General features: G+C 55.2%; 15 protein-coding genes. 2 read left to right on the forward strand and 13 right to left on the reverse strand.

The window, feature by feature from the left end; all coding sequences use genetic code 11:
• Positions 1-7: 7 nt before the first annotated feature.
• The 4 genes from purQ to purC form a co-directional block, all read right to left on the reverse strand.
• On the reverse strand, positions 8-676 hold the full coding sequence (gene purQ / locus AC2FIP_RS03450) for a phosphoribosylformylglycinamidine synthase subunit PurQ (protein ID WP_142633965.1): 669 nt from the start codon (positions 674-676) through the stop codon (positions 8-10).
• A gap of 22 nt (positions 677-698) precedes the next feature.
• A complete protein-coding gene (gene purS / locus AC2FIP_RS03455) occupies positions 699-929 on the reverse strand; it encodes a phosphoribosylformylglycinamidine synthase subunit PurS (RefSeq protein WP_142633967.1) in 231 nt (76 codons plus the stop codon).
• Between the two features lie 95 nt (positions 930-1,024).
• Positions 1,025-1,684, reverse strand: a complete 660-nt coding sequence (locus tag AC2FIP_RS03460; RefSeq protein ID WP_271946972.1) for a MarC family protein — start codon at positions 1,682-1,684, stop codon at positions 1,025-1,027.
• Between the two features lie 129 nt (positions 1,685-1,813).
• A complete protein-coding gene (purC, locus tag AC2FIP_RS03465; protein ID WP_271946969.1) occupies positions 1,814-2,569 on the reverse strand; it encodes a phosphoribosylaminoimidazolesuccinocarboxamide synthase in 756 nt (251 codons plus the stop codon).
• A gap of 186 nt (positions 2,570-2,755) precedes the next feature.
• Here purC and AC2FIP_RS03470 point away from each other — a divergent pair, with 186 nt between their 5' ends.
• Positions 2,756-3,073: a DUF1476 domain-containing protein gene (locus AC2FIP_RS03470; protein ID WP_142633973.1), complete on the forward strand. Its 318-nt coding sequence runs from the start codon at positions 2,756-2,758 to the stop codon at positions 3,071-3,073.
• Between the two features lie 118 nt (positions 3,074-3,191).
• Positions 3,192-4,205, forward strand: a complete 1,014-nt coding sequence (bmt, locus tag AC2FIP_RS03475; RefSeq protein WP_496785178.1) for a betaine--homocysteine S-methyltransferase — start codon at positions 3,192-3,194, stop codon at positions 4,203-4,205.
• A 5-nt stretch (positions 4,206-4,210) separates the two neighbouring features.
• Here the strand turns inward: bmt and AC2FIP_RS03480 are convergent, their stop codons facing one another.
• From AC2FIP_RS03480 to AC2FIP_RS03520, 9 genes are all read right to left on the reverse strand, one after another.
• Positions 4,211-4,987, reverse strand: coding sequence for an enoyl-CoA hydratase-related protein (locus tag AC2FIP_RS03480; RefSeq protein WP_496695361.1), 777 nt, complete (start codon positions 4,985-4,987; stop codon positions 4,211-4,213).
• Between the two features lie 71 nt (positions 4,988-5,058).
• Positions 5,059-5,517, reverse strand: coding sequence for a cytochrome c-type biogenesis protein (locus AC2FIP_RS03485; protein ID WP_496691288.1), 459 nt, complete (start codon positions 5,515-5,517; stop codon positions 5,059-5,061).
• Complete coding sequence (locus AC2FIP_RS03490; protein WP_142633981.1) at positions 5,514-7,478, reverse strand: heme lyase CcmF/NrfE family subunit; 1,965 nt, start codon at positions 7,476-7,478, stop codon at positions 5,514-5,516. The genes AC2FIP_RS03485 and AC2FIP_RS03490 overlap by 4 nt, the downstream gene beginning before the upstream one ends.
• A 75-nt stretch (positions 7,479-7,553) precedes the next feature.
• Positions 7,554-8,132, reverse strand: a complete 579-nt coding sequence (locus AC2FIP_RS03495) for a holin family protein (RefSeq protein ID WP_496700243.1) — start codon at positions 8,130-8,132, stop codon at positions 7,554-7,556.
• Complete coding sequence (locus AC2FIP_RS03500; RefSeq protein ID WP_496691290.1) at positions 8,123-8,734, reverse strand: holin-associated N-acetylmuramidase; 612 nt, start codon at positions 8,732-8,734, stop codon at positions 8,123-8,125. The genes AC2FIP_RS03495 and AC2FIP_RS03500 overlap by 10 nt, the downstream gene beginning before the upstream one ends.
• 121 nt (positions 8,735-8,855) lie before the next feature.
• Positions 8,856-9,302 carry a cytochrome c maturation protein CcmE gene (ccmE, locus tag AC2FIP_RS03505; RefSeq protein ID WP_281972148.1) on the reverse strand — a complete coding sequence of 149 codons (447 nt, stop codon included), beginning with the start codon at positions 9,300-9,302 and terminating at the stop codon, positions 8,856-8,858.
• A 7-nt stretch (positions 9,303-9,309) separates the two neighbouring features.
• Positions 9,310-10,338 (reverse strand): N-acetyl-gamma-glutamyl-phosphate reductase, encoded by a 1,029-nt coding sequence (gene argC / locus AC2FIP_RS03510; protein WP_496785180.1) that lies wholly within the window; start codon positions 10,336-10,338, stop codon positions 9,310-9,312.
• Between the two features lie 94 nt (positions 10,339-10,432).
• Positions 10,433-11,242 carry a glutamate racemase gene (gene murI, locus AC2FIP_RS03515; RefSeq protein ID WP_271946944.1) on the reverse strand — a complete coding sequence of 270 codons (810 nt, stop codon included), beginning with the start codon at positions 11,240-11,242 and terminating at the stop codon, positions 10,433-10,435.
• Positions 11,243-11,250: 8 nt separating this feature from the next.
• On the reverse strand, positions 11,251-12,129 hold the full coding sequence (locus AC2FIP_RS03520) for a lysophospholipid acyltransferase family protein (RefSeq protein WP_496748989.1): 879 nt from the start codon (positions 12,127-12,129) through the stop codon (positions 11,251-11,253).
• Between the last annotated feature and the right edge of the window lie 28 nt (positions 12,130-12,157).

The raw sequence follows: 12,157 nt of genomic DNA on the forward strand, positions 1-12,157 counted from the left end.
GCTCAAGTCACGCCGGTGCGACAATGCCCGACAATGCGCGAAACAATGCCGTTCCATCGGTGCCACCATGCCCTTCGTCTGCCGCCCGTTCGGGATGCGGCATCATACCAAGAACACGGCGGTTTTCAGACAGAATGCCCGCAATGTCGCCAACCGAGCCGTTTGGATTCTCGGTATAGGTGAATGCGATCCGGTCGTGATCCCTGAGCGCGGACAATGTAGCCTCATCCGCGAAATAGTTTCCATCATGATGTGCAATCGGAATGCCGATCACATCGCCAGCGTTATAGCCTTGGGTAAAGGCGCTGTCGCTGGTTGCGACCTTCAGGCCAACGGTCCGGCAGATATATTTCAGGTTTGCATTGCGCAGCAGAGCGCCGGGCAGAATTCCGGTCTCGGTCAGGATCTGAAAACCGTTACAGATACCAACCGCATACCCACCACGTTCGGTGTGGTCCACCACGGCCTTGCAGATCGGGGATTGTGCGGCAATCGCTCCGCAGCGCAGGTAGTCTCCATAAGAAAACCCGCCGGGTACACCGACAATGTCCACGCCCTTGGGCAGAGCGGCATCTTTATGCCAGACCATATCTACCTGGAACCCGGCCTGTTCAAAGGCAACGGCAAGATCCCGATCACAGTTGGAACCGGGGAAAACGATGACAGCTGCGCGCATGGCTAGCCCTCCTACAAGCGGTTCAGACCAGTTCGATCTCGTAGCGTTCGATGACCGTGTTAGCCAACAGTTTTTCGCACATCTCGGTGACGTCCGATTCCGTCGCACCCTCGGCGAGTTCAAGATCAATCACCTTGCCCTGACGGACGCCTTCAACCTGATCAAAACCCATGGCACCCAATGCGTGGCGCACCGCTTCACCCTGCGGGTCAAGTACCCCGGTTTTCAGCATCACATGCACACGTGCTTTCATTTACTGCAACTCCAGCTGAGGGCCGGTATTTGAGGCCCGTTCCGTTGTGCGCGGGGATAGCGCGACTGTCGGCGTTCGACAACCCTTGTCAGCACCTACCCGGAACCCTTTAGCGCGGGATAATGCGTATCTATTGCGTTGAAGGTCCCTGTCAGAACCATTTCAACCGCTACGGCAACCAAAATGATGGCCATAACACGGGTGATCACATTGATCATTGTCGGCCCAAAGAACCTGGAAATAGGGTCAGCGAATAACAATCCCAGCCCGACAATAGCGCAGGCAATCAAAACGGCCGCCCCCAACGTTACTACCTCGGCGCCGTCGGGCAAACTATGCGCGAACACAATGGTTGTCGCGATAGTGCCGGGCCCAATCGTCAACGGGATAGCCAGGGGAACAACCGCAATGTTCTTCTTCTGCGCGCCATCTTTAACGGCTTTTTGATCGCTTTCTGACCGGTCAGACGCGTTCAGCATCGACATGCCAACCCCTAGAATAATCAACCCACCGGCGATGCGAAAAGACGGAATGTCGATACCGAAAAGCGCCAGAATTTCTTCGCCGATCAGTACCGAAATCAGTGATACAATCACCACTGTGGCTGTCACAACCATTGCAACGCGTTTACGTTCTGGCGGGCTGTACCCCTCGGTCATGCTGAGGAAGATCGGGATGCCGTATAGCGGGTTGAAAATCGCCAGCAGCGCAGCGAGGAACTTTAAAAATACTGCCTGATCAAATAGCTCGGCCATTTTTGTTCACCCGATTACGCTTGTTCAACAAACAATGCCGGACAAGCTGCGGCCCTGTCAAATACCCGATCTCAAATAAAAACGCCGCCCAATATCGGCGGCGTTTTTGCGTTGTTCTTCGGCGTTCGATCAGTTGATCAAGGTCGGTTTGGACACATTGCTTTTCGGCAGAACGCCTAGTCGACGCGCAACTTCCGAGTAGGCGTCGGTCAGGCTGCCCAAGTCGCGGCGGAACACGTCCTTGTCCAGCTTCTGGCCGGTTTCGATATCCCAAAGACGGCAGCTGTCTGGGCTGATTTCATCCGCTATGATCAGGCGCTGGAAGTCACCTTCATAGACGCGACCGATTTCAATTTTGAAATCGACCAGACGAATGCCAACCGCCAGCATCACACCGCTCATGAAATCATTCACCCGCAATGCGAGGCTAAGAATGTCTTCCATGTCCTGCTGGCTGGCCCATCCAAAGGCGGCGATATGTTCTTCGGTGACAAGAGGATCACCCAACGCGTCGTCCTTGTAGCAGTATTCCACTATCGGGCGCGGCAGCTGTGTCCCCTCGGCAATGCCAAGGCGTTTGGACATCGTGCCAGCCGCGAAATTGCGCACAATAACTTCAAGCGGTACGATTTCGCAGTTGCGGACCAACTGTTCGCGCATGTTCAGGCGACGGATGAAATGGGTCGGTACACCGATTTGATTCAGTCCGTTCATGAAGTATTCGCTCAGGCGGTTGTTCAGCACACCTTTCCCGTCGATCACGTCCTTCTTTTCAGCGTTGAAGGCGGTGGCGTCATCCTTGAAATACTGCACGATTGTACCCGGTTCAGGGCCTTCATACAAAATCTTGGCCTTACCTTCGTAAATTTTCTTGCGACGCGCCATGAGCGACCTTTCCAGACTGTCGCGAGGGAAAAAGTTCCTTCGCCTTGGCGCTCTCTTAGTCCAACCCCCACCTTCCCGCAAGTTCCGAGGCCCGAGAGGCTTTGACGCAGCGCAAATACCTTGCACCCGGATCGTCGTATCGTCATATCATTAAGGAAAGAACTACCAACCCAAGGGGTCCAACTGATGACTACGTTTGACGAGCGCGAAAATGCATTCGAAGCAAAATTCGCCCATGATGAAGAAATGCAGTTCAAAGCACAGGCGCGTTGCAACAAACTGCTTGGCCTTTGGGCGGCCGAAAAACTGGGCAAAACCGGTAATGAAGCCGATGAATACGCAAAATCCGTTGTGATTTCAGACCTGGAAGAAACCGGGCACGAGGATGTCGTGCGCAAAGTTTCCGGCGATCTCGGGGATCTGTCTTCGGATGACGATATCCGTGCAAAGATGGCCGAGTTTCTGGTCGAGGCCAAAGCACAGGTTCTCAACGAAACTAACTAAGGTCTCCCCGCAATATTCATGATCTTCATGAGATTTATGAATTTGATTTGACGCCCCGGTCATGAGACACGGGGCGTCTCGCATTTTTAGCGCGGCTCGCCAGTTTCGGAATATTCTTATGACAAATGCGCTCAGCAAACTTCTGGACTCCAACACGACTCTTTTGGCGGATGGAGCAACAGGTACAAACCTATTCAACATGGGCCTGCAGTCGGGCGATGCGCCCGAGCTTTGGAACGTCGATGCACCGGATAAAATCCGCGCGCTCTATCAGGGCTCAGTAGACGCAGGCAGCGACCTTTTCCTGACCAACACATTCGGCGGGACATCTGCGCGTCTCAAACTGCACGAGGCTCAGAACCGGGTCGGTGAACTCAACCGCGCAGGCGCAGAACTTGGCCGTGAGGTTGCTGACAAAGCCAACCGTCCGGTTATCGTCGCGGGATCGGTCGGACCAACCGGCGAGATCATGCAGCCTGTTGGTGCCCTGTCCCATGCCGATGCCGTGGAAATGTTCCACGAACAGGCGCAGGCATTGAAGGACGGCGGTGTCGATGTTCTTTGGGTCGAAACCATCAGCGCCCCAGAAGAGTTCAGGGCCGCGGCAGAAGCCTTTGCGCTGGTCGATATGCCTTGGTGTGGCACGATGAGCTTTGACACGGCTGGCCGCACAATGATGGGTGTCACATCCGCCGACTTTGCTCAGTTGGTTGAAACGCTCCCTAACCCGCCGGTTGCCTTTGGCGCAAATTGCGGGACTGGCGCGTCTGATATTCTGCGCACTGTCCTTGGATTTGTCGCACAAGGTACGGAACGGCCGCTGATATCAAAAGGCAATGCCGGTATTCCGAAATATGTGGATGGACATATTCATTATGACGGCACGCCGGAACTGATGGGCCATTATGCGACCATGGCACGAGAGGCTGGCGCAAGCATTATCGGCGGGTGTTGCGGCACAATGCCCGAGCATCTGCGGCACATGAGAGCTGCGCTTGACGCTTCCCCCTCCGGTATACGCCCAACCCTTGATCAGATCACGGACGCGTTGGGCCCGTTCTCATCCGCAACTGACGGGACTGGCGAGTCCGCCCTTCCGGAACGCCGCGTGCGTAAACGCCGCCGCGCCTGACAACCTCAACGCCCTTCGAATTTCGGGGGGCGTTTTTGCATGAAGGCAACGACGCCTTCGGAAAAGTCTCGGCTGCGGCCACATTCACCTTGCAGATGCGCCTCTGCCTCGAGCTGTTGCGGCAGAGTGTTTTCATAGGTGCCGCGAATAGCCTTTTTGATGGCGCCAAACCCTGAGGTTGGACCTTTGGCCAGATACATGGCCCGCTTGCGCCAATGCGCTTCGAACTCCGCGTCGGGAACGGCTTCCCAGATCAGGCCCCAGTCGTCGGCCTGACGAGCACTGATCTTATCGGCAAAAAGAGCAGCGCCCATGGCTTTGGCGAACCCCATCTGGCGCGGCATAAACCAGGTGCCTCCAGCGTCGGGCAACAGGCCGATACGGGCAAAAGCCTGCAGGAAATAAGCACTCTCCGTCGCGATCACGATATCCGCGCATAGCGCTAGATTGGCCCCTGCCCCCGCAGCAGCGCCATTTACTGCGGCGATTGTTGGAACCGGGCAATTATAGATTGCTTCAAGCATGGGCTCGTATTCGTCGCGCAGCGTGCGCTCAAGATCAATCTTCCCGGTGCTTGAGGCATCACCTAAATCCTGACCCGAGCAAAAAGCGTTTCCCTTACCGGTCAAAACAATCGCGCGGGCATGGGTGGCAGCGTATTTCATCGCGTGCGTGACTTCGGCCCGCAACTGAGCGGTCATTGCGTTCAACTTCTCTGGGCGGTTCAGAGTTACCACTGCCAGATCATCCGCAATGTCCAACAGGATCGCTTCGTATTCCATCCACCCCTCCAAGGTTCGCTGCGCCTGCGACCCTGCCTCAATTTCCAATGAAGGAAAAGGTGAACCGAAGGTCAATCTTTGAGGATTTCGCGTAATCGTTCTTTCTCGGCGTCGCTAAGGAGGCCGTCACCTTCCCTTCGGTCCTGTTCCGCCGATCTTTTGCGTAAAAAGCTGAAACCAGTCGCCACAGCGATCAAAAGCATGATCGGACCGGCCAGCCACAAAAGGATGTTCGATCCTGACGTTGTTGGCCTTAGCAAAACATATTCGCCGTAGCGATCAACGATAAAGTCAATCGCCTGTCCATCTGTGTCGCCGGCCACCAGGCGTTCGCGCAATAACAGGCGCAAGTCACGGGCCAATCCTGCATTGCTTTCGTCTATGCTTTCGTTGCGGCAAACCAGACAGCGCAAGCCGGCACTCAGATCCCGCGCCCTCTGTTCCAGGATCGGATCATCAAGCACCTCGTCAGGTTGGACAGCCATGCTTGGCGTTGCCAATAAAAGCAGTATCAGTAGAAACCGTTTCATTCCGCCGGAACCCCCTGCGTCGGCGTCTTGCGCGCGCCTGCCGCAACGCGAAAACGCCTGTCGCACAGGCTAAGAACGCCTCCGAGCGCCATCAGTAGGCACCCGCCCCAAATCCAATTCGCTAAAGGCTTGATATAAGTCCGCACGACCCAGCCACCATTTGCCTGCTGATCTCCAATGACGACGTAAAGATCCCTGAGAAACCGATAGTCAATCGCAGCTTCAGTCGTTGGCATCCTTGAAACTGGGTAGTCGCGTTTTTCCGGATGCAGTGTTGCGATTGTTCGACCGGCCTGTTCGACCTTAACATCGGCTGTGGTTGAGAAATAGTTGGGCCCCTCGACATTCCGAACCTGTTCAAGTGTCAGGGTGAACTGGCCAACCTCGAAAGGCTGCCCCGTCTGCGCAACGCGGATATCCTCGACCTCCCATGCGGTCAGCCCGGCGATGGCAAAGATCGTAACCCCCAGTCCGGTATGGGCTGCAGCCTTGCCCCAATCGGCACCGGGCAGTCTGAACAGACGCTGTAGGTTGTTTTTTCTTCCAGTACGGCTCCAAAGGTCCACAATAGCGCCAAATGTGATCCAGGCCCCCAGAAACAGCCCCACGGGTCCCAATGCGCTGCGACCGGTCTGCATGACCCAAACGAGCAAGCCGAGCGCAACTGCCAGAAGGAATGCGAACCGCAACGAATGCGCCGCCTTGCCAAGCTTTCCACGTTTCCACGGAAGCATTGCACCAAGCGGTAATACAATCCCCAGCGCAACCATGAACGGTGTGAACGCCGCATTAAAGAACGGCGCGCCGACCGAGAGTTTGCGATCAAATGCCATCTCGGCCACCATCGGCCACAAGGTTCCGAAGAACACAACGAAACAGCTGACCGCCAGTAGAATATTGTTCAGCACCAGGGCGCTTTCGCGGCTGACCATACCAAACACGCCCTTGGCCTCCATCGCTTGCGCGCGTGCCGCATAGAGTGTCAACGCACCGCCAATGAAGACCACAAGAATGATCAGGATAAACACGCCGCGTTCAGGATCATTGGCAAAGGCATGTACCGAAGTCAAAAGCCCCGATCGCACAATGAACGTCCCGATCAGCGAAAAGCCAAAGGCGATGATCGCCAGAAGGATGGTCCAGCTCTTCAGCGCTTCACGCTTTTCGACCACGATAGCAGAATGCAACAGGGCTGCCGCCAATAGCCACGGCATGAAAGAAGCGTTTTCGACCGGATCCCAGAACCAGAACCCGCCCCAGCCCAGCTCGTAGTAGGCCCACCAGGATCCAAGCGCGATCCCAATGGTCAGAAAAATCCATGCGGCCAGCGTCCAGGGACGCACCCACCTCCCCCAAGATGCATCCACGCGCCCTTCGATCAGCGCGGCCACTGCAAAGCTGAATGCCATGCTCAGGCCGACATAGCCCAGATACAGAAACGGCGGGTGGAATGCCAAACCTGGATCTTGCAATAATGGGTTGAGGTCCCGCCCATCGAACGGGGCGATAATCAGACGGTCAAATGGGTTCGAGGTGAGCAGGATAAAAGCGTAAAACGCCACCCCTACGGCTGCCTGAACCGCCAGCACGCGCGCTTTGAGCGTCGGAGGTAACCCTGCGCCAAAAAAAGCGGCCATGGCCCCGAAAACTGCGACGATCAGGACCCACAGTAACATTGACCCTTCGTGGTTGCCCCACGTGCCGCTGATTTTATACAGCATCGGTTTGGCGGAATGGCTGTTTTCAACCACTATCCGCAATGAGAAATCAGAGGTGGTAAAGGCCCAGACCAACGCCGCGAAAGAGAAGGCGACTAACAGAAACTGTGCAATAGCGGCGGTTTCTGCGAAGGACATCCAGCCAGTCCACCGTTTCGCCGCCCCTATCAGCGGAATGACCGTCTGAACGATGGCGACGAGAAAGGCGAGTATCAGCGCGAAGTGACCAAGTTCTGTAATCATGGTCCCGCATATATTCCTGTTGAGGGACAATCACCAATCACTTTCGCCTCTGCAGGACGCACATAGTGTCGCGGGTCAGGCGGACCGACCCCGCCGCCAATCCTCGAGCGCAGGGTTGAAATCGGGCTTTAGGACCTCATCGGCTAAGCCTGCATCTGTCCCAGTATCAGCGACCCCAATCAAACGGTCCCGCATCTCTGCCAGTGTTTCGATGTTTTCCATAACTTTCGGAGTACGTGTCATCGTTGCCGAAATTTCACGCTGCAGATCCTGCACCTTGGTCTGGTGTCTTGCGCCGAAATAGAACGAGACGACCACGCCCAACAACCACCACAAGGGCTCAGGCACCAACGCAATCCCCTGCATCCGAGCGGCAAACCAAAGCGGATCTACCATAGCGGCGACAAACAGTCCCAATGTTCCCAAGGCCATGGCGGGGCGCGGCAGCCGGTTGAGCCCATCCATAAAACGGTCAAATGCACCTTTTTGAACCCGCTCGAACTCAGCCCTATACTGTTCCAGTACTCCCTGTTGTCGCGTCAGGTCGCGTTTAGCGCCCTGCTCAGCATTTTCACGAAAGACTTCGGTTGTTTCACGCACGACATTCCGGCCCTCGCCAAACAAGAACGCAAATATCCCCGAGATCAGCCCCATTCAGAAACCCTCCTTTGAAATTCTGCGTCGCTAAGATGATAGGTCGGTGACAGGAATTCCTCAGCGCGTCGTATCCAGCCACCTTTTGCCCCAGACCGGGACCGAGCATATTTGCGAGAGGCTGGACGCCGTTCCGCTATTCGGAAATAATAGTTTCTCCTGGCAACGCCATAGGCATCCCGCAGCGCGACAGGGTCCGGTTCAGACGCAGCACTACATGCCTGCGCCGTCTGCGGGCCTACAACGCCATCTACGACGACACGATACCCCATTTCACGCAGCAAATATTGCATAATTTTAACAGCTTGAGCGCCTGAATTCACGTACATGTCGAAAACAGATGGCTGCAGAATGTTAGGCAGTAGGTGTAATCGCGGTTTTGAGAAATAGTGGCGGATAAAGATTTCAACGGCCTGCGACCGGCTCAGCCGCCTTACATCGGATACATCAACCATCCCGTCCTGCGTCAGGTCCAGTTGCAATCTGCGCATGGTATGGATTGTTACGCCGAATTTTGTCGCTCCACCCGGATCGTCGGGGTCATCGACAAAACCACCTTCACGCGTAACTATCTGTTCCGCGATCTGCCGAACCGTCTGCATGTACTGTTCTCCAACTTGGGACAGACAGACGCTCGGACAATTCTGTTAATACAACGAAAATAGAAAGGGCGCTGCATGTCGATCCACGCAACGCCCGAATTCCGATCTCAAAGCCTATGGCTCAGCTCTCGCCGGCCTCCTTGTAAATACCTTGTTCTTTCAACGCGTCCACAACCTCTTTTGGCATATAGGTCTCATCGTGTTTCGCAAGAATTTCTGAGGCTTCAAAGACTCCGTTTACGTAACTTCCGGTGCCAATCATACCCTGGTTTTCCGAGAACAAATCAGGCAAAACTCCAGTAAACGTGACCGGCACGCTTTCGCCGCCGTCCGTCACCACAAAACGCACGGTTTCCCCTTGCCCCCGCACGATCGAACCCTCTTCGACCAGACCACCGATCCGGAATATTTCAGTCGGTTTTGGCGGCTCTGCCATTACTTCACTGGGCGAGCGGAAGAAATTGATGCCGTCCTGCATAGCGTATCCGATCAACGCCGTAGACACTGCCAAAGCAACGATTGACAGAAGGATGATTTGAACGCGACGACGTTTCTTGAGCGTTTTCATTTGTTCCTCATGGGAAAAGTGGGGCCATCATCAGACCCGCAGTTTCAGCTTCACCTAACATCAGGTTAGCGTTCTGCAAGGCTTGGCCACTGCTACCTTTTGTCAGGTTATCCAGTGCTCCGATCACAATGGCGCGCCTCTCGATCCGGTCGCTGACCACGCCGATATGGCAGAAATTCGAGCCGCGCACATGGTGGGTCGAGGGTGTTTCGCCAAATGGCAGCATCTGGATAAATGGTTCGCTTTCATAGGTTTTCACAAGCGCTTCATAAGCGCTCGTGGGGTCACCTTTGACATATGTAGTGGCTAGGATACCCCGGTTTGCTGGAACCAGATGCGGAGTGAACTGAACATTGACCGGGCGCCCTGCAAGGGCAGAAAATTCTTGATCGAATTCCCCCAAATGCCGATGCGTACCGCCAACAGCATATGCGTTATACCCTTCGCTAAGTTCGGCATGCAGCAGGTTTTCTTTCAGCGATCGCCCGGCACCAGACACAGCGCATTTGAGGTCCAGAATGATGTCATCCAGATCAATGACACCGGCCGAAATCAAAGGGCGCAAAACATATTGTCCGGTGGCGGCGTTGCAGCCTGTTCCGGCAACCAAGCGGGCCGTGCGAATTTGATCGCGATAAAACTCGGTCAGGCCGTAAACGGCCTCCTCCTGCTGCTCCAAAGCCGCATGAGGGTTGCCATACCATTTTTCATATTCCTCAGGGTCGCGTAGCCTGAAATCGGCGGACAGGTCGATGATCTTCAGGTCCTTCGGCAGATCGCGGATAACTTCCTGGCTGGTTTTATGTGGCAGCGCGCAAAAGCACAGGTCGATCCCTGAAAAGTCGATTTCCGAAATCTTGCCAAGAACCGGAAGCTGCAGGTGCCGCAAATGAGGGAACACCTGCGCCATCGACTGTCCGGCTTTCCGCTCGGCAGAAAGTGCAGCGATTTCCATATTCGGATGCTCGGCGATCAACCGAACCAGTTCAGCGCCGGTATAACCCGAAGCGCCCAGAATTGCGATTTTGTGGGTCATCTTGGACCTCTTGAAACTGTATGCCACTGTTCATGCCCGTCACTGTGACGGTCATGGGATTACGGGTTCTTTCAGGCCGCGTCTTTGACCAAAGTCAGACAGCCTCAAAAGTAATTTGTCGTCGGAGGAACTGGGTGGCGCGATCACTGACAACGCCTGGCTTACCAGTGGTCAGATAACCGCCCTTCGCCGCACCCTGCATGTTCGGGTGCCGCTGCAAATAGTCTGCCAGACTTTCGGCAACCAGATCACCCTGGCTGAACACCTCAACGTCGGGTCCTAAGGCCTTCTGAAACGCCTCAGCCATTAAGGGATAGTGCGTACAGCCCAGTATTGCGGCCTGAGGCTCTGGCATCTTGCGTTTCAGGGCGTCCACATGGCTTCGCACCAGCGCTTCGGCCAGGATCATGTCGCCTTCCTCGATGGCATCAACGACCCCACCGCAGGCCTGCGCCTCAACATCTACGCCAATCGCACGAAAGGCCAATTCGCGTTGAAACGCACGACTGGATACGGTGGCCGGGGTCGCAAACAAAGCGACATGTTTGACCGCGACTTCACGCGGCGGGCTGTTGTCGCCCCATTGCCGCTCAGTCAGCGCTTCGATCAAAGGAACAAAAACGCCCAAGACGCGCTTGCCTTGAGGCACGCCCTCTTCCTGCATCCGCCGCAAAGCAGCAGCGCTGGCCGTATTGCAGGCCAGAATCACCAGATCACAACCCCGGTTCCAGAGGTCGTTCACCGCACCCCGGGTCAGCTCATAGATATTCTCTACATCACGCACCCCGTAAGGCGCATGTGCGCTGTCCGCGTAATACAGGAAATCAACGTCGGGAAGACGTTTCTGCGCGGCGTTCAGAACGGTCAGACCGCCCAAACCAGAATCAAAAATGCCTACTGCCATTTGCCCCTTTAGGCGCGATGCCGTTCCTCAAATTCATAGCCATAGTCATAAGACTTTAGTGGCTTTGGAGACAGCTCATACGTTGCTTTGCGCAAGAAATCCATCATCTTGCGCGTATCCTTGGCCAACGGGTCCAGAACGTCGCGGCCGATGGGCTCTCCGATCACCACTTGGACCGGGGTATCAACGCGTTTTTTGAATTCCTTGATCAGCAATCCCATGCGCAATGTATTGTGCAGATGGCTGGCAATCTGAAACAGGCGTGAGGTATGACCGTCAAAAAAGACCGGCACAACTGTCGCGTCTGATTTGGCAACCATCCGCGCTGTGAAGCCACGCCAGCCCGGGTCCATCGGGTACGAGAAAGGCTTTGCCCCTGTGCTGACGGTACCGCCGGGAAATATGCCAATCGCGCCGCCCTCGCCCAGATAGTTCAAAGCTTTCTTCCGGGTCTCCAGGTTCTGCTTCATCGCAGCTTTTGTATCGTCGAATGAAATCGGCAGAACGACCCGATTCAGATCCTCTGCCTTACGAAACACATGGTTGGCCAGAATGCGAAAATCCCCACGCGTACTGGACAACATGTGCCCCATCATCAACCCATCCAGAATTCCGTATGGGTGATTGGCAATCAGAATCAGAGAGCCATCACGGGGAATATTAGACAATGACCCGCCAACCACATCCAGAGACAAACCGTATCTCTCAACCATGACCGACCAGAAATCTCGCCCGTTGGCCACGTCTTTTTCGTACCCATCAGCACGCCTGATAAGGCGCAGGCGGCCTGTGGTGTTCTCCATAAGCTTGATGACCATCCGTCCGCTTTTGGTTTCGGCGGAATAGGCATAAGAAATGTCACGTGCAACATGGCGTCGCGAGGGCATGGAAGTCTCCGGTTTTGTACCTGCATTT

Source organism: Ruegeria sp. CDSB114 (assembly GCF_059611025.1).

What these genes read in the sequence shown, in the direction of transcription:
- purQ (WP_142633965.1), bottom strand. Translation starts at nt 676, where the DNA reads ATGCGCGCAGCTGTCATCGTTTTCCCCGGTTCCAACTGTGATCGGGAT.
- purS (WP_142633967.1), bottom strand. Translation starts at nt 929, where the DNA reads ATGAAAGCACGTGTGCATGTGATGCTGAAAACCGGGGTACTTGACCCG.
- AC2FIP_RS03460 (WP_271946972.1), bottom strand. Translation starts at nt 1,684, where the DNA reads ATGGCCGAGCTATTTGATCAGGCAGTATTTTTAAAGTTCCTCGCTGCG.
- purC (WP_271946969.1), bottom strand. Translation starts at nt 2,569, where the DNA reads ATGGCGCGTCGCAAGAAAATTTACGAAGGTAAGGCCAAGATTTTGTAT.
- AC2FIP_RS03470 (WP_142633973.1), top strand. Translation starts at nt 2,756, where the DNA reads ATGACTACGTTTGACGAGCGCGAAAATGCATTCGAAGCAAAATTCGCC.
- bmt (WP_496785178.1), top strand. Translation starts at nt 3,192, where the DNA reads ATGACAAATGCGCTCAGCAAACTTCTGGACTCCAACACGACTCTTTTG.
- AC2FIP_RS03480 (WP_496695361.1), bottom strand. Translation starts at nt 4,987, where the DNA reads ATGGAATACGAAGCGATCCTGTTGGACATTGCGGATGATCTGGCAGTG.
- AC2FIP_RS03485 (WP_496691288.1), bottom strand. Translation starts at nt 5,517, where the DNA reads ATGAAACGGTTTCTACTGATACTGCTTTTATTGGCAACGCCAAGCATG.
- AC2FIP_RS03490 (WP_142633981.1), bottom strand. Translation starts at nt 7,478, where the DNA reads ATGATTACAGAACTTGGTCACTTCGCGCTGATACTCGCCTTTCTCGTC.
- AC2FIP_RS03495 (WP_496700243.1), bottom strand. Translation starts at nt 8,132, where the DNA reads ATGGGGCTGATCTCGGGGATATTTGCGTTCTTGTTTGGCGAGGGCCGG.
- AC2FIP_RS03500 (WP_496691290.1), bottom strand. Translation starts at nt 8,734, where the DNA reads ATGCAGACGGTTCGGCAGATCGCGGAACAGATAGTTACGCGTGAAGGT.
- ccmE (WP_281972148.1), bottom strand. Translation starts at nt 9,302, where the DNA reads ATGAAAACGCTCAAGAAACGTCGTCGCGTTCAAATCATCCTTCTGTCA.
- argC (WP_496785180.1), bottom strand. Translation starts at nt 10,338, where the DNA reads ATGACCCACAAAATCGCAATTCTGGGCGCTTCGGGTTATACCGGCGCT.
- murI (WP_271946944.1), bottom strand. Translation starts at nt 11,242, where the DNA reads ATGGCAGTAGGCATTTTTGATTCTGGTTTGGGCGGTCTGACCGTTCTG.
- AC2FIP_RS03520 (WP_496748989.1), bottom strand. Translation starts at nt 12,129, where the DNA reads ATGCCCTCGCGACGCCATGTTGCACGTGACATTTCTTATGCCTATTCC.